The sequence below is a fragment of the Labrys sp. (in: a-proteobacteria) genome (assembly GCF_047605565.1).
GTDB lineage: Bacteria > Pseudomonadota > Alphaproteobacteria > Rhizobiales > Labraceae > Labrys > Labrys neptuniae.
Genome location: NZ_JASGFM010000023.1, coordinates 93150 through 107812 on the forward strand (window position 1 = coordinate 93150; position 14663 = coordinate 107812).

Annotated in this window: 16 protein-coding genes and 1 pseudogene; 6 read left to right on the forward strand and 11 right to left on the reverse strand. The window is 64.4% G+C overall.

What is annotated here, in order from left to right:
• Positions 1 to 37 precede the first annotated feature (37 nt).
• Positions 38 to 1213, reverse strand: a complete 1176-nt coding sequence (locus QM672_RS20035; RefSeq protein WP_415084666.1) for a DUF6600 domain-containing protein — start codon at positions 1211 to 1213, stop codon at positions 38 to 40.
• Between the two features lie 172 nt (positions 1214 to 1385).
• Positions 1386 to 1565, reverse strand: coding sequence for a YdcH family protein (locus QM672_RS20040; protein WP_068285636.1), 180 nt, complete (start codon positions 1563 to 1565; stop codon positions 1386 to 1388).
• 367 nt (positions 1566 to 1932) lie between these two features.
• Here QM672_RS20040 and QM672_RS20045 point away from each other — a divergent pair, with 367 nt between their 5' ends.
• Complete coding sequence (locus tag QM672_RS20045) at positions 1933 to 2157, forward strand: YdcH family protein (protein WP_068285637.1); 225 nt, start codon at positions 1933 to 1935, stop codon at positions 2155 to 2157.
• A gap of 79 nt (positions 2158 to 2236) precedes the next feature.
• Here the strand turns inward: QM672_RS20045 and gcvA are convergent, their stop codons facing one another.
• Positions 2237 to 3157: a transcriptional regulator GcvA gene (gcvA, locus tag QM672_RS20050; protein ID WP_311940016.1), complete on the reverse strand. Its 921-nt coding sequence runs from the start codon at positions 3155 to 3157 to the stop codon at positions 2237 to 2239.
• Between the two features lie 130 nt (positions 3158 to 3287).
• On the opposite strand from gcvA, the gene QM672_RS20055 reads away from it, so the two are divergent.
• The gene (locus tag QM672_RS20055; RefSeq protein WP_415084669.1) at positions 3288 to 3578 is read left to right on the forward strand and encodes a hypothetical protein; all 291 of its coding nucleotides are present in this window, start codon (positions 3288 to 3290) and stop codon (positions 3576 to 3578) included.
• A gap of 220 nt (positions 3579 to 3798) precedes the next feature.
• Here the strand turns inward: QM672_RS20055 and QM672_RS20060 are convergent, their stop codons facing one another.
• Positions 3799 to 4518, reverse strand: coding sequence for a DUF1013 domain-containing protein (locus tag QM672_RS20060; protein ID WP_322434799.1), 720 nt, complete (start codon positions 4516 to 4518; stop codon positions 3799 to 3801).
• A 198-nt stretch (positions 4519 to 4716) separates the two neighbouring features.
• Between QM672_RS20060 and QM672_RS20065 the strand changes: the two genes are divergently transcribed.
• Both QM672_RS20065 and QM672_RS20070 read left to right on the forward strand, forming a co-directional pair.
• Positions 4717 to 5646: a DUF1444 family protein gene (locus QM672_RS20065; protein WP_415084671.1), complete on the forward strand. Its 930-nt coding sequence runs from the start codon at positions 4717 to 4719 to the stop codon at positions 5644 to 5646.
• 19 nt (positions 5647 to 5665) lie between these two features.
• Positions 5666 to 5857 (forward strand): DUF1192 domain-containing protein, encoded by a 192-nt coding sequence (locus tag QM672_RS20070; RefSeq protein WP_394313013.1) that lies wholly within the window; start codon positions 5666 to 5668, stop codon positions 5855 to 5857.
• Here the strand turns inward: QM672_RS20070 and QM672_RS20075 are convergent.
• Positions 5847 to 6476 (reverse strand): TetR/AcrR family transcriptional regulator, encoded by a 630-nt coding sequence (locus tag QM672_RS20075; protein WP_415084673.1) that lies wholly within the window; start codon positions 6474 to 6476, stop codon positions 5847 to 5849. The genes QM672_RS20070 and QM672_RS20075 overlap by 11 nt on opposite strands.
• A 132-nt stretch (positions 6477 to 6608) precedes the next feature.
• On the opposite strand from QM672_RS20075, the gene QM672_RS20080 reads away from it, so the two are divergent.
• Positions 6609 to 7817: an MFS transporter gene (locus QM672_RS20080; RefSeq protein WP_415084675.1), complete on the forward strand. Its 1209-nt coding sequence runs from the start codon at positions 6609 to 6611 to the stop codon at positions 7815 to 7817.
• Positions 7818 to 8120: 303 nt separating this feature from the next.
• Here the strand turns inward: QM672_RS20080 and rpmE are convergent, their stop codons facing one another.
• The gene (gene rpmE, locus QM672_RS20085; protein WP_068285651.1) at positions 8121 to 8348 is read right to left on the reverse strand and encodes a 50S ribosomal protein L31; all 228 of its coding nucleotides are present in this window, start codon (positions 8346 to 8348) and stop codon (positions 8121 to 8123) included.
• A gap of 147 nt (positions 8349 to 8495) precedes the next feature.
• A complete protein-coding gene (mgtE, locus tag QM672_RS20090) occupies positions 8496 to 9869 on the reverse strand; it encodes a magnesium transporter (protein ID WP_311940002.1) in 1374 nt (457 codons plus the stop codon).
• Between the two features lie 333 nt (positions 9870 to 10202).
• Between mgtE and QM672_RS20095 the strand changes: the two genes are divergently transcribed.
• Positions 10203 to 12005: an ABC transporter transmembrane domain-containing protein gene (locus QM672_RS20095; protein ID WP_311940000.1), complete on the forward strand. Its 1803-nt coding sequence runs from the start codon at positions 10203 to 10205 to the stop codon at positions 12003 to 12005.
• 10 nt (positions 12006 to 12015) lie between these two features.
• Here the strand turns inward: QM672_RS20095 and QM672_RS20100 are convergent, their stop codons facing one another.
• The 4 genes and pseudogenes from QM672_RS20100 to QM672_RS20115 form a co-directional block, all read right to left on the reverse strand.
• Positions 12016 to 12480 (reverse strand): DUF6644 family protein, encoded by a 465-nt coding sequence (locus QM672_RS20100; protein ID WP_415084678.1) that lies wholly within the window; start codon positions 12478 to 12480, stop codon positions 12016 to 12018.
• A gap of 15 nt (positions 12481 to 12495) precedes the next feature.
• Entirely contained in the window at positions 12496 to 12891 is a 396-nt protein-coding gene (locus QM672_RS20105; RefSeq protein ID WP_311939997.1) for a DUF6152 family protein, read from the reverse strand.
• 127 nt (positions 12892 to 13018) lie between these two features.
• On the reverse strand, positions 13019 to 13435 hold the full coding sequence (locus QM672_RS20110) for a hypothetical protein (RefSeq protein ID WP_367625440.1): 417 nt from the start codon (positions 13433 to 13435) through the stop codon (positions 13019 to 13021).
• A 301-nt stretch (positions 13436 to 13736) separates the two neighbouring features.
• Positions 13737 to 14663 (reverse strand): annotated as a pseudogene (locus tag QM672_RS20115) (cell division protein FtsH); the annotation flags it as partial.

Here is a 14663-nt window from a genome sequence, read left to right on the forward strand (position 1 = left end):
GCGCCATTTCAACGCCCCGCTTGCTGCGATCATCGAATCACCACCCGGATGACGGAGCGCTGTCGGGGGTGGGCCGCGGGCGCCAGCGATAGCGCTGACCGGAATTGGGCTTGGTCGGGTTGTTGGAGGGGGTGATCACCGGACCGGGCCTCGGATAGCGGGGCGGCCTCTGGACCACCGGCCCCTCGTTCCAGACGGGTGGGCGGCGCCGGCGCGGCGGGATGTAGATCGGCGGTTCGTCGCCATAATACGGCCCGGGCTCGTCATAGACCCGCCGTCGGCTACGGGGGGCGTCCGGGATCATGGTCTGGCGTACTTCCCGCCGCCTGCTGGAGCGGGGTGGCGGCGGGCTCCAGGATTTCATGCGGGGCGCGGCGGGGGCGGGCACGGCGATGGGCGTGGCCATCGGCGCCGCCGGGGGTGGGGGAGGTGCGCAGGCAGCGAGACTATCGCCGACGCTGAGCGAGGCGGCGGAGGCGGCGGTGTTCAGCCAGAGCAGCCATTCGCCCAGGAATTCACTCGACCAGGACGCCACCGGGCCGGTGTCGTAATCGACGATGAGGGTCGGCGGCGGCAGCACGAACACGGCGATGCCCCGTACGATCTTGAAACGCGTCACCGGGGTCGAGCCGGCGAAAGTGCCGGCTGGCGCGGCGGAAGGCCCGTCGTCGCAGCGATTGCCGAGCTTGACCGTCTCGATGAAGGTCCATTGCCTGTCGACGTTGAAATTGGCGAGGCTGATCTCCTGCTGGTCGCTTGCAGGTGGTGTCGGCGCCCAGCCGGTCCAGTCACCACCGCTGCGCCAGATCACCCAGGCGGGGCTCCACTGCGTGCCGGGCACCCAGACCCAGCCATTGCTGCCGTCCGAGGCCCAGCGTCCATAGTGATGGACAATCTTGCCCCAGACGGAGGGATCGTCATACGTCCAGCCGTAAGTGCGGTCATAGACCCAGCGGCAGGCTGGATAGGGATGCCAGCCGGCGGGGACCACCGAGGGTTTCCAGACTTCGCCGTAGCGTTCGGAATAGATGTATTGGCCGTAGCCCGACAACACGGCCTTGAATTCGTCGAGGCTGGGCGCCTGCGCCTGGATGGCGGCGACGGGCGCAGCCCGGGCCGGGTCGGTCAGAGCGCCGGGAGCGGGCAGGACGGCGCACGCCAGCAGGAAAGAAGAAACGAGGCCAAGCCCCCAATGCCGACTCGTGCTGGCCATAGCAAACCCCTCCATGGGTTATTGCTTCGATCGCAGCCGATCCTGAACCTGTCTGGGGGAGACGTCCGTATCAATTGGCACGTGGATCAACTGAGATCCGGCCACAAAATGAAACCGCCGGTACCGGATGATGCTCCGGTCCGGCGGTCAACATACACCAGCGGTGACTGGTTCAGTGCAGCCTCTCGGCGCTCTTCAATCTTGCAATTTCGTCTTTGAGAAGGAGTTTCTTACGCTTCAGCTCTGCGATTTTGAGGTCATCCGAGGAGGGATGAGCCAGTGCGATGGTGAGTTCTGTTTCAAGAGCGTGATGTTTGCGCTCCAGTTCGACCAAATGCGACTGCACAGGCATTAACGGCTCCTTGTGTCACAGTTCCGACATTCAACGTTCTCACGAAAAGGCGCGCATGTCGAAGGAAAATCGCGGATTCCGACGTTGAATCGATTGTGCAAAGCAACAATAAATTTAGTCAGAACAATAGCTTACCGCACGGTAATGCAGTGTGGCCGGGCCAAAAAGAATGCTGGATCAAAGGCCTAGGAAGGGCTTGTGAAAGTTGTCCGGCAAGCTTCGCCAAACGGGTGTAAATAGATGGCGATATCTTGCCGCAGCGCTTGCGGGCGAGGAATCGGCTCGGCATAGTTCGGCACCGTGCCCGGATGGGCATGGAGCGGCAGAATGGTCGAAATACCGAAGCTGCCATTCGGAATGGAAGGGTATGGGCTTGTCAAATCCGCTCACCGAGGAGGAGGAAGCCGCGATGGTTGCGGAGCTGGGGCAGCTTCGCCAGGAACACCGCGATCTCGATGCCGCGATTGCCGCTCTGGAACAGGTGGGAACGCCCGACCGTCTGCAGCTTCAGCGCCTGAAGAAGCGCAAGCTCCATCTCAAGGACCGCATGTCCCTGCTCGAGGACCTGCTGACGCCGGACATCATCGCCTGACGCTTGATCGCCTGACGCTTGTGATCGTCGGGCATGGCCTCGGCGTGGCTTCGACGGGGATGGAAGGCGATCCGGACGATCAAACCGCCTTGCCGCTGGCGATTTCGGCGAGCACCCAGTCCCGGAACGCCTTGATCATCGGCTTGTCCGCCTTGGCCCTCGGCGCCACCAGGTGATAGGCGAATTCCGGCGCGATCTTCAAAGACAGATCGAAGGGGCGTACCAGCCGGCCCGCAGCCAGGTCGTCGCCCACAAGGCTGGTATTGCCGAGCGCTACGCCCTGGCCGTCCACGGCCGCCTGCAGGGTCATGATCGACTGGCTGAAATGCAGGCCGCGCGTGGGATCGGGCTTGTCCGCCTTGGCGGCCATCAGCCACATGCGCCAGTCCGGCCACATCGAATCCTGACTGTGCCAGTCGAGATGGATCAGGGTGAAATATTGCAGATCGTCGGGTTCCCGCAGGGGCACGGGCCCGTGCAGAAGCTGGGGGCTGCAGATCGGAAAGACGTCCTCGACGAACAGGCGATCCGAGCGCAGGCCGGCATAGGCGCCGCGGCCGAAGCGGATGGCGACGTCGATTTCCTGGCGGCTGAAATCGGCGAGCGTATCGGAAATGTCGATGCGCATGTCGATATCGGGAAATTGCTGGCGGAAGCGTGGCAGGCGCGGCACCAGCCATTTGGCGGCGAAGGATGAACCGGAAGAAACGGTGAAACTCATGCGCTGGGTGGTGTTGGCGGCCCGGCGCAGCGCTTCGTCGATGGTACGCAGGGCGCCGCTGGTCGATTCGAGCAGCTCTTCGCCGGCATGGGTGAGCTTCATGCTGCGGCTGGTGCGGAAGAACAGCCGGGTGCCGAGGCGGTCTTCGAAAGCGCGGATCTGGCTGCTGACCGCAGCGGGGGTCACATCGAGCTCGATCGCGGCCTTGGCGAAGCTCAGATGGCGAGCGGCGACGGCAAAGGTCCACAGCGCTCCCAGACCGGCTCCCGATTTGCTCATGCTCACCCTATGATCATCAAGCTTTTGTTGATGGTGAAGAAAGGTCATCCCCGTTGATAACCTAGCATAAACCATTGAAAATAGGAAACATATCGCAAGAGCGCATTTACTTTTTGTTGAGGGTACGAGTATGTCGAGCGTCGAATTCCACGAAGATGAATGGGGCCGGCACTGGAGCTATGCCCCGGCCCTGCACGGGACGCAGGTGCGCCTGCATTATTCGATCGTCGCCGCTGTGGTGGGCGCCACCAACGCCGCCGTCGAGGCGGCCTCCACCGGCCTGGCGCAGTTCAGGAGGCAGGATCAGGCAGCCGCGAAGGCGGGGCGCCAGCGCGACCTCTATGGCGACGACGACGTACCGCCTGTCGGCTATGTCCGTTACGAGGGCGTGCGGGACGAATTCGGGCGTCCGCTTCCATAAGCGTAGAGACCGGTAATTCGGTGGGATATGAGGGCGTGATCGTCGATCGCGCCCTTTTCCTGTTGCTGGTACTGCCGGGATTCGACGCAGCAGGGGCCGGCGAAGAGGCGCTGCGCCGGGGATCGTGGGCACCGTCGATGGCTTACGCAAGCAAAAGGGCCTTTCCGCCCCGGCGGAAAAGCCCTTTTCGATGACGGAGTTGGACTGGCCGGCGAGGGCGTCAGTCTTCCTTCTGCTTGATGCCCTTGAGCTTGGCGAACACGTTGGCGACGTCGAGTTCGTCCTCGTCTTCCGTCTGGCGCGGCTTGTTGCCGAGTGAAGCGAAGGGGTCGTCCTGCCTCTGGCTCCGGTCGGCTGCCGGCCCCGTGGTGATCTCGGCAGGCAGCAGCGTGGCGCTCTCGGCCTCGGGCGGCCGGTCCTTGGAGGCCCGGGCGACTTCGAAGTCGAGGTCGATCTGGGTGCACAGGCCCAGCATGACCGGATCGGCCGGGGTCAACTGCGCGGTGTTCCAATGGGTGCGGTCGCGGATGGCTGCGATCGTCGTCTTGGTGGTGCCGACCAGACGCATGATCTGGGCGTCCTTGAGCTCGGGATGGTTCTTGACCAGCCAGAGAATGGCGTTGGGACGGTCCTGGCGCCGCGAGACCGGCGTATAGCGCGGGCCCTTCTTGACCTTGGCGACGGCGATCTTGACCTTCGGTTCGGCCAGTCGGAGGCGATGATGGGAATCGCGCTCGCCGCGGGCGATCTCCTCACGGGTGAGCTGGTTGGAGATCACGGGATCCTGGCCCTTGATGCCGGCCGCGACTTCACCGTCGGCAATGCCCTTGACCTCCAACGGATGCAGTTTGCAGAACTCGGCGATCTGGTCGAAGGTGAGGGCGGTGTTCTCAACCAGCCAGACAGCAGTGGCCTTCGGCATCAGCGGGGCGGTCGACATTTGCATCTCCTCGGAAAGCATGGGCTCGCTGCCGCCTCGCTCCAGCCTCCTGGAACGAAGCCCGACGCGAGCTGATTGTCGGGATTCAACACTTCATATAGTCGTCGTCGGCTCGAAAGGAAAGCCTGTTACGCCGCTTTCTCGCCAGGATTGTCGAGAAGGAACCGTCCTGGCTAAGGTGATCGCCTCGAGGGGCTAATGCGCGAGGGCGTGATGACGAGGCGGAGCCAGGGCGGAATCGGGCGTCGTCGGGTGCTGCAAGCAATATTCGGGCTGGCCGCTGCCGGCGTCACAGCCGTGGCGGCGCGCGCCGACGAAAGCTTTCGCGAAGAGGTGGTCGCCCTGCTGCGCCGACGGCGGCCTGCTTTGGCATTCACGCTGCCCGGCGATGATCCCGAGGGTATTCATGTCAAGGTCGGCGGGAATACGCTCCAGGTCTATCTCGGCAATCTGGAGCGTCAGCTCGGCAAAGCGAGGGGGATGGACCGGAAAGGGCAGATCCTCGACTTTTTCGACCGTATCGTGGCAGTCAGGCCCGCCGATGACGAAGAGCGCGCGCGCTGGCAGGAGGCGCGAACCAAACTGCGCCTGCAGGTCGTGCCGATCGAATATCGCCGGCAGACCAAGGAACTGGTCTCACGCGACCTGGCGGCCAGGGTGGTGATCGCCTATGCGCTCGATCAGGGTGGGCGCTATGCGCTCGTCACCACGGATGACCTGAAGACATGGGGCGTGGCTGCCGATGCGATCCATGAAGCAGCTCTGGCCGGGCTGGAGGCCGCCTCCGGCAAGCTGGCGATCGAGGCAGAGAGATCGGCGAAAGGTCGGGGCGCCTACGCCACCATCCTGACCAATGATGGTTATGATGCCGCCCGCTTGCTGTTGCCCTCGGTCCGGCAGAGACTGCTGCAGGCGTTGGGCAGTGACCTGGCCATCGCCGGCATTCCCAATCGGGACTTTCTGGTGGCCTGGACGCCCGATTTTTCAGCGCGGGCCGGTTTTGCCGCAAAAGTGAGCGAAGATTCCAAGTCGCGCTCACATCCGCTCACCGATGAGCTTTTCGTAATCGAGGCGAATGGGTTTAGAGTGGCCACCGCGGCCGAGCTCGTCGAGCAGCGCCGCATATGATGGGAGGTGAGGAGACGAGATGGCGATTTTCGATGAAGAGCCGCGAAAGGTGACGGTGGGACATCAGATCGGGCAGGACCTCTCGACCCTGTCGCTGCATGAACTCGACGAACGCATCGCGGCCCTGAAGCAGGAGATCGCGCGCCTGGAGGAAGCCAAGGCCAGCAAGGCAGCCTCGCTTTCGGCGGCGAGCGCCTTTTTCAAGAGTTGAGCCTTGCAGGAGAGCTCCGCCGGTCAGCGGGATGACGCAGTAGGCCGTTCAGTAACGCATGAAAGGCCTTCACCGCCTGCTTTGACGCTGCCTTGGGATCGGCGGCATTGGCGATCCATTGCGAGGCATGCCAGGTGGCGCCATTGACCAGCCGGGCCGCAGCCTCCGGGTCGACATCGGCCAGAACCCCGTTCCGCTTCAGCGCGATCAATGTCGCACGCATCGTGGCGATGCAGCCATCCTGGCTCGGCCATTGCGAGGGATCGCCGAGGACGGCCGGACCGTCGCGAAACAGGATGCGCTGGATCTCCGGCTCCAAAGCCATCTCGATATAGGCCGAGCATTCGGCGATGAAGCCCTGCCAGGGATCTTCGGTCTGGGCTGAAATTGCGGAGAGGCGCTTGGACATTTCGGCGTCGAGTTCCGTGATAACCGCTGCGAACAGGCCCTTCTTGTCGCCGAAATGATGATAGAGCGCGCCGCGCGTCAGGCTGGCCGCCGCGGTGAAATCGTCCATCGACGCTTGCGCATAACCGACAGTGCCGAAGGCCGCGCGCGCTACGGCGACCAGTTTGGCGCGCGTCTCGGCGATCATCTGGGTTCGCGGCCTACGGGCCATGGCATCTCCTTCGCAGCCAATCATCTCCTTCACATACGTTGTGTATATTATTTGACATACGAGGCGTATGCAACTATGTCGAATACATACGTTGCGTATGTCAATGCATCCTCTTCCGCTTTGGAGTGACCGATGTCCAATCCTTACAGCCAGATTTTTCGAGCGCGGGGGGCAAAGGCCTTCGCGGCTGCCGGATTCCTGGCGCGACTGCCGCTCGCGATGGTGACCATGGGTATCGTCGCCATGATCTCTCAGACACACGGTGAATATTGGCTGGCCGGCGCCGTATCGGCCACCTTCGCCCTCGGCAATGCCTTCATGTCCCCGCAGATCTCCCGCATGGTGGACCGCTACGGCCAGAGCCGAGTCCTCGTTCCCGCCACCAGCCTATCGGTTGCCGCTTTTTCGGTTCTGCTGCTGGCCGCCCATTTCCACTGGCCGGCCTGGATCCTGTTCGTCGCGGCGCTGTTCGCCACCACCATGCCCAGCATGCCGGCCATGGTCAGGGCCCGCTGGTCGGAGCTCTATCGCGACACGCCGCAACTGCACACGGCCTTCGCCTTCGAATCGGTGGCCGACGAGGTTGTCTACATGGCTGGATCGATCCTTTCGGTCGGCCTGAGCGTGGCCTGGTTCCCTGAGGCCGGTCCCTTGGTCTCGACCGTGTTTCTTGCCGTCGGCACGGCGCTTTTCGTGGTGCAGAAATCCACCGAGCCGCCGGTCCGCTTCTCCGAAAGCGGCGGCTCCTCGGCCATCCGCCTGCCGTCGGTGCAGATCCTGACCTTCGTCCTGATTGCCATCGGCACCATCTTTGGAACGGCCGAGGTCACGGTGATCGCCTTTACCAGGGAATTGGGGCAGGCGACGGCGGCCAGCTTCGTGCTCGCCGGCTATGCCGCAGGCTCGCTCATCGTCGGGCTGGTATTCGGGGCACTGAAGCTCGGCATGCCGCTCGAGCGTCAGTTCGTGATCGCCATCGCGGTGGCCGCGGCCACCACCGTGCCGCTGCTGTTCGTTTCGAATGTCGCGATGCTGGCGCTGTTGCTGTTCTTGTCCGGCGTGTCGATCTCACCGACGCTGATCACCGCCATGGGCCTGATCGAGCGGCATGTCCCGGCAGCCAGGCTGACGGAAGGGATCACCTGGGCGATGACCGGCATCGGCATCGGCATGGCGGTCGGCTCTTTCGCCTCGGGCTGGGTCATCGACCGCTTCGGTGCCGCCGACGGCTTCTGGATCTCGCTTGCGGCCGGCATCGTTGCGTTGACGGCTGCGCTGCTGGGCTCGTGCCGGCTGACGCCGGTATCGAAGGAGGACAGGCTCTGCGCGGCCGCCGCCTGATCGGGACCGGGCGTTAACCGAATATCAAGACTTCTGCGATAGCCTCGCTGCCATTCCAGCTTGCTGGATGTTCGAGTGGCTCCTGTTCACTCTGTTTGACGCCTCCCTGTTTCGACTTGGACAAGCCGCGATATCTTATCGCGGCTTCTTTTTGTGTGTGTGGGCGGATCTTCGGATCCGCCTGGAGACACGAGGCTCGATGAGAGAGCAGGGCGGGTCTGAAAACCCGCCTCCATAACCAAGACAGCCCAAAACAAAAGCGGGCCCGAAGGCCCGCTTGCGTCGATATCCGAATGTTCGTGCTCAGCGCTTGAAGCTGATGCCAGCGAAGCGCTGGTTGAACTTCGACACGCGGCCGGCGCGGTCGAGAAGCTGCTGCGAACCGCCGGTCCAGGCCGGATGGGTCTTGGGGTCGATGTCGAGCTGAAGGGTGTCGCCTTCCTTGCCCCAGGTCGAATGGGTGTAGAACTCGGTGCCGTCGACGAAGACAACCTTGATCTTGTGGTAGTCGGGATGAATGTCGGCCTTCATGGGGTCAAATCCTGCTCTGTGCCGGAGCGCTACCCCGGTCGGACAAGTCAAATTCGAATGAGTGGGCGGCTCGATAGCGCAATTTCGGTCCGGATACAAGCACTGGCCCCGCATTTCTCACATGCGGAAATCACCTTTCTGCACCGTCTACAGCAACGTTCCTCTCAGAATGACCAGGGCAACGGTGAAGTAGATGACGAGCCCGGTCACGTCGACCAGGGTCGCGACCAGCGGTGCGGAGGCGCTGGCGGGGTCGAAGCCGACCTTCTTGAGGATGAAGGGCAGCATGGAGCCGGTCAGCGAGCCGAAGGTGACGATCGCGGTGAGGGCGCAGCCGATGGTCAGGGCCAGCAGGGCCCAATGCGGCCCGTAATCGTAGAAGCCGGCCTTCTGCCAGACCACGATGCGCACGATGCCGATCAGGCCAAGGATGGCGCCGAGCACGACGCCGGTGGGCAGCTCGCGCAGGGCCACCCGCCACCAGTCCTTCAGCTTCACCTCGCTCAGCGCCAGGGCGCGGATGAGCAGGGAGGTTGCCTGCGAGCCGGAATTGCCGCCCGAAGACATGATGAGCGGGATGAACAGGGTGAGCACCACCGCCTTCTCGAGTTCGCCCTCGAAAAATTGCATGGCGCTCGCCGTGAGCATCTCGCCGAGCAGCAGCACGGACAGCCAGCCGGCACGCTTCTTGATCATCGACCAGAAGCCGATCTGGTCGTAAGGGTCGTCAAGCGCCTCCATGCCGCCGAACTTCTGGGCGTCCTCGGTGCCTTCGGCCACGATGGCGTCGATGATGTCGTCGAAGGTGCAGATGCCGATGACATGCATGCTGTCGTCGACAACCGGCACGGCCAGGAGGTCGTATTTGGCGATCAGCCTTGCCACTTCCTCGCGGTCGGCCGTGGGGGCGACGGTGATCGGCTTGTCGAAACGGGCGGCCGTCAGCACCGAGGATTTGGGATCGGCCGTGATCAGCCGGCGCAGCGCCACGGCCTTCAGGAGCTGGCGGGTCTTGGGATCGAGGACATAGACCGAATAGATCGTCTCGCGCGTGCGCTCGACCCGGCGGATGTGATCCAGCGTCTGCTCCACCGTCCAGGACGAGGGCACGGACACGAATTCGGTGGTCATCAGTGCGCCGGCGGTGTCCTCGGGGTAGGACAGCAGCCTGTCGAGCGAGGCGCGGGTCTCGGGATCGAGCCGGTTGAGCAGATCGGTGCGCGGCGGATCGTTCATGTAGCGGAAGACATCCGCCACACGGTCCGAGGACATGCCGGCCATCAGCTTGAGGGCCCGTTCGGCAGGAAGGGCCTCGATCAACGCCGCCGGATCGTCCAGGCCCGGCTGGTCGAGCACTTCGATCGCCCGCTCGTCGGGCAGGTGTACGAGGACATAAGCCTGTTCCTCGATCTCCTGCTCATTGAGCAGTTCGACGATGTCGGCTACGTGCTCGAGGCCAAGGCACACCTCGAGGATGTCGCGGTCGGCGACGTCAACGGTCTTTTCAGCCAGGTCTTCCATGGCTCTTCCTTCCTCTCGGCCGTTGCCGGCCGGAAGGACGAGCCCGCGAGCGGTCAGTCCTTACAGGCCGTCAACGGCGCGAACATTCGACTGCTACTGTCGCTTGGCATGATCTCGTTGATCTCGTGGGGCCCGGCCAGGACGATTCCTTTGGAATAAATCCAAAGGCCGGAACAATCGCGACTTGCGCCTCTCAGCCGTCGCAGTCAAGCGCTTTTTTGCACTGCGCGATAATATGGAGAGCGCGGCAAACTGAAGCGGTTTGGGCCGGTGCGATTGCAGCCGCGCCCACAGCGGGGCATTGTCCCGCGCGCTCGAAAGGAAGAATAGTACGTGGCCACGGAAACTGACCCGAAAACCCGAGAAAATACCGCGGAATCCTCCAGGAATAGCCGGACCTTGCGCCCGCTGATGGCGTTGGCACCCTATGCCCTGGCCTATCGCGGCCGCATCGTGCTGGCTTTCCTGGCTTTGACGGTGGCGGCGGCGGCTACGCTGGTGGTGCCGGTCGCCATGCGCCGCATGATCGATTTCGGCTTCTCGGTGGGACATGCCGCCGCCATCGATTCCTACTTCCTGGCCATGACAGGCGTGGTGCTGATTCTCGCCTTGGCCAGCGCGGCCCGTTACTATCTGGTGATGACCCTCGGCGAGCGCGTGGTCGCAGACGTCCGTACCGCCGTCTTTGCCCATCTCACCCAGCTTTCGCCCCTGTTCTTCGACACGGTCAAGACTGGCGAAGTGCTCTCGCGCCTCACGGCGGACACCACGCAGATCAAGGCGGCTTTCGGCTCCTCCGCTTCCGTTGCCCTGCGTAACCTCTTCCTGTTTGCCGGCGCCGTGGTGATGATGGTGTGGACCAGCCCCAAGCTTTCGGCGCTGGTGCTGATCGCCATTCCGCTGATCGTGCTGCCGCTGGTCGCCTTCGGCCGGTCCGTGCGCACGCGCTCGCGCAAGGCGCAGGACACGCTGGCCAACGCCTCCGCCTATGCCAGCGAGATCATCGGCGCGATGCGCGTGGTGCAGGCCTTCACGGCCGAACGGCTGGCCATCGGGCGTTTCTCGGGTGAAGTGGAAAATGCCTACCAGGCTGCCGCGACCTCGACCCGCTCGCGCGCGATGCTGACGGCGATCGCACTGTTCCTGGTGTTCGCCTCGGTGGTCGGCGTGCTCTGGCTCGGCGCCCATGACGTGGTCGCCGGCACGATGACAGCCGGCACCTTGTCGCAATTCGTGCTTTATGCGGTATTCGGCGCCGGCGCCCTTTCGGAGCTCGGCCAGGTCTGGGCGGAGATCGTACAGGCAGCCGGCGCCGCAGAGCGCCTGGGCGAGCTTCTCGGCGAAAGGCCGGCGATCTCGGCGCCCGCCCGGCCGCTTGCCCTCCCCGAGCCGGCGCGCGGCGCCGTCGCCTTCGAAGGCGTGACCTTCGCCTATCCCGCCCAGCCCGACAAGCCGGTGCTGCACGATGTCGATCTTGCCGTGAAGGCGGGCGAGACGGTTGCCATCGTCGGACCGTCCGGTGCGGGCAAGAGCACGCTGTTCCAGCTCCTGCTGCGCTACTACGATCCCCAGTTCGGGCGCGTGAGGCTGGACGGGGTGGCGCTGCCGCAGGCCGATCCCAAGCGCGTGCGCCAGCGCATAGCCGTGGTGGCGCAGGACCCGGTGGTCTTCGCGGCGACCGCCCGCGACAATATCCGCTTCGGCCGCCCCGATGCCAGCGATGCCGAGGTGGAGGAGGCGGCCCGCCTGGCCGCCGCCGACGGCTTCATCCGCGCCATGCCGCAGGGCTATGACACCCCGATCGGCGAACGCGGCGTGACGCTGTCGGGCGGCCAGCGCCAACGCATCGCCATCGCTCGCGCCATCCTCAAGGATGCCCCCGTGCTGCTGCTCGACGAGGCGACCTCCGCACTCGATTCCGAAAGCGAGAAGGCGGTCCAGGCAGCCCTCGATGGCTTGATGACCGAGCGTACCACGCTGGTGATCGCCCATCGTCTGGCCACGGTGCAGGCCGCCGATCGCATCATCGTGCTCGATGACGGTCGCATCGTCGAAGAGGGCACGCACGAAGCCCTGGTGGCGCGCGGTGGCCTGTATGCGCGGCTGGCGCAGCTGCAATTCAGGGATGCAGCCTGAGCGAGGTCGGCTACAGGAAACCGATCCAGCGCCCGGCCACCAGCACCGAGAGCCAGAGCAAGGCTGAGACTAAGGCCGATACCCGCACGCTTGCAGCCAACGGCCCGCCGGCGAGCGCAGCGCGGAAGGCCGGGCGACGGTGCTGGAGGCCGACATTGATCAGGGCCAGCATGAGCAGAACGAGCTTGGCCTGAAAGGCGGCATTATCGGCATAATGCCCTGGGCGCACGCTGAACAGCCACAGGCCGCAGGCAAGGGTGAGCCCGAGGCCAATGGCGGCCACGCGTGTCAGGAACGGCCCGATGAACGCGATCGGCACCGCGGGCCATAATCCGGCAAGCCGCAGATCGAGTGGCAGGATGGCGCCGAGCAGCAGGCCGATACCGAGAATATGCCCGGCATTGACGAAGATATAGGCCGTGGGTGTCTGGCGCAGCAGCACCGCGCCTGGCCAGGCAGCGAGAACTTCCAGCATGGCGGGCCGCCGGGTTCAGCGTGTCTGGATCCGATCGGGATACATGTCGTAATTCTTGCCGGCGATGGTAACGCGCACGGCCTTCATCCAGGCCTTGCTGCGATCCTTGGCGCGGTTGCCCAGCACAGTGACCGTGTCGCCCGGCCTGGCGGTGTCGCCGCTAAAGCCGGAGCGTTGCGTCTGGCCGGGATTGGCGAGGTCGACCCGCCAAAGCACGCCGTCCTCGGCGGTGACGTCCAGCGAAGGATGGGGCGGAGCCATCGAAACCGCCTTGATGGTGCCCTTCAATTCCATCTGTTCGCCTTCGGCCCATGACCAGCCGTGATGGGCAAAGGCCTTGGGCGCAAAGGTGATGACGGCTCCCGCTCCGACGAGACGGAGAAAAGCGCGCCGTTCGACCGCAATCGTCATCGATGCCCCCTCGTGCCGGCTTCGGTTGACGGAGAGTGGCCGGCGAATGAGGCGGAAATCATGCGCGGATCATCAAAACCCTGTGTCCAGCCTCGCGGTCCGGCAAACGGGCCCGGTGCCACGCATGCTAACGGCCCGCAGCGTTCACGACGCGGCAGATATGGGAGCGCAGGGCGTCCTGGGTGGCGATCTGGCCGGCCTGCACATGGAATTGCAGATCGATGCGGGTGCCGCCGCCGGCCTTGCGGGCGGTGACGCGGATGGTCTGGAGACGGCCGTTGTTGGCGCTGTCCTGGTCGGCGATCAGTACGCCGGCCCGCTTGTCGACACTGACGACATCGATGCCTTCGGCGGACAAGGCGCGGCCGACATTGTCGAGGGCCTTGGCGGGAGCGACCTTGGGAAAGACGGCCCAGGTCGAGTAGGTCAGGCCGGTGAGCAGGGGAACGCCGGAAGTCTTGAGGTTCTGCGCGCAGCTCTGCGCCGCGGCGGGCGATGCGGCGAAGAGGGCAAGCGCGGCGGCGCCGGCGAGATATTTCAGCATGGGACGGTCTCTGTCTGCCGCCTGGGCGGCTGGGCTGGAGGAGGTCGCCGCTAGGCCTGCAGAGGCACTGCGACATTGCTGCATAGTTCACCGCCCTGAAGCTGAACAGTGGCAATTCGAGGCGAGGAGAGGCGTTGTTTCGCCGGTGACACCATTGGAAAGGATTTGCCGGCTGCCTCTGCGATTTGCGCCAGCGTGGCATCCATCAGGATGCTGCGGGCCGGTCCCTGCTGGAGGCACCCACAACATGAAAAGGCCGGTCTCGCGACCGGCCTCCATCAATATTGGATATCTTTGGCCCTCAGGCCGAAGGAGCAGGCTCCATGCCGCCTTCCGGCTGCGGTGGCGGGCGGCGCGGCTTGCCGGCAGAGATGGCCGAGCCGCGCGTCGTCTGGGGCTCCTCCAGCGGATCGCGGGATGGCGGCTTGCCGTCGAGCAGGTCGCGGATCTCGTCGCCGGTCAGCGTCTCATATTCGAGCAGCGCCTGGGCCAGGGCTTCGAGGTCGTCCCGCTTTTCGGTGAGGATGTGCTTGGCGTCGTCCCAGCCCTGGTTGATCAGGCGGCGCACTTCGGCGTCGATCTTCTGGGACGTCGCTTCGGACACGCTCTGCGTGCGGCCCATGGACATGCCGAGGAAAACCTCGTCCTGGTTCTCGCCATACATCACGGTGCCGAGCTCGTCCGAATAGCCGTAGCGGGTGACCATGGCCTTTGCCATGCGGGTGGCCTGCTCGATGTCGCCCGCGGCGCCGGAGGTGATGTTCTCCTTGCCGAAGATCATCTCCTCGGCCACGCGGCCACCCATGGCGACGGCGAGCTGGGAGGTGAACTCGATATATTTCATCGAGTAGCGATCGCCCTCGGGCAGGAACTTCACCATGCCGAGCGCGCGGCCACGCGGGATGATCGTGGCCTTGTGCACCGGGATGCCCTTGGGCACGTTGAGGCCGACGATGGCATGGCCCGCCTCATGATAGGCGGTGAGGCGCTTTTCCTCTTCCGACATCGCCATGGTCTTGCGCTCGGCACCCATCAGGATCTTGTCCTTGGCGTCCTCGAACTCGAGATGGGTGACCATGCGCTTGTTGCGGCGCGCGGCGAGCAGGGCCGCCTCGTTGACCAGGTTCATCAGGTCCGCGCCGGAGAAGCCGGGCGTGCCGCGGGCGATGATCTTGAGGTCGACGTCGGGAGCGAGCGGCACCTTGCGCACATGCACGCGCAGGATCTT

What these genes read in the sequence shown, in the direction of transcription:
- QM672_RS20035 (WP_415084666.1), bottom strand. Translation starts at nt 1,213, where the DNA reads ATGGCCAGCACGAGTCGGCATTGGGGGCTTGGCCTCGTTTCTTCTTTC.
- QM672_RS20040 (WP_068285636.1), bottom strand. Translation starts at nt 1,565, where the DNA reads ATGCCTGTGCAGTCGCATTTGGTCGAACTGGAGCGCAAACATCACGCT.
- QM672_RS20045 (WP_068285637.1), top strand. Translation starts at nt 1,933, where the DNA reads ATGGGCTTGTCAAATCCGCTCACCGAGGAGGAGGAAGCCGCGATGGTT.
- gcvA (WP_311940016.1), bottom strand. Translation starts at nt 3,157, where the DNA reads ATGAGCAAATCGGGAGCCGGTCTGGGAGCGCTGTGGACCTTTGCCGTC.
- QM672_RS20055 (WP_415084669.1), top strand. Translation starts at nt 3,288, where the DNA reads ATGTCGAGCGTCGAATTCCACGAAGATGAATGGGGCCGGCACTGGAGC.
- QM672_RS20060 (WP_322434799.1), bottom strand. Translation starts at nt 4,518, where the DNA reads ATGTCGACCGCCCCGCTGATGCCGAAGGCCACTGCTGTCTGGCTGGTT.
- QM672_RS20065 (WP_415084671.1), top strand. Translation starts at nt 4,717, where the DNA reads ATGCGCGAGGGCGTGATGACGAGGCGGAGCCAGGGCGGAATCGGGCGT.
- QM672_RS20070 (WP_394313013.1), top strand. Translation starts at nt 5,666, where the DNA reads ATGGCGATTTTCGATGAAGAGCCGCGAAAGGTGACGGTGGGACATCAG.
- QM672_RS20075 (WP_415084673.1), bottom strand. Translation starts at nt 6,476, where the DNA reads ATGGCCCGTAGGCCGCGAACCCAGATGATCGCCGAGACGCGCGCCAAA.
- QM672_RS20080 (WP_415084675.1), top strand. Translation starts at nt 6,609, where the DNA reads ATGTCCAATCCTTACAGCCAGATTTTTCGAGCGCGGGGGGCAAAGGCC.
- rpmE (WP_068285651.1), bottom strand. Translation starts at nt 8,348, where the DNA reads ATGAAGGCCGACATTCATCCCGACTACCACAAGATCAAGGTTGTCTTC.
- mgtE (WP_311940002.1), bottom strand. Translation starts at nt 9,869, where the DNA reads ATGGAAGACCTGGCTGAAAAGACCGTTGACGTCGCCGACCGCGACATC.
- QM672_RS20100 (WP_415084678.1), bottom strand. Translation starts at nt 12,480, where the DNA reads ATGCTGGAAGTTCTCGCTGCCTGGCCAGGCGCGGTGCTGCTGCGCCAG.
- QM672_RS20105 (WP_311939997.1), bottom strand. Translation starts at nt 12,891, where the DNA reads ATGACGATTGCGGTCGAACGGCGCGCTTTTCTCCGTCTCGTCGGAGCG.
- QM672_RS20110 (WP_367625440.1), bottom strand. Translation starts at nt 13,435, where the DNA reads ATGCTGAAATATCTCGCCGGCGCCGCCGCGCTTGCCCTCTTCGCCGCA.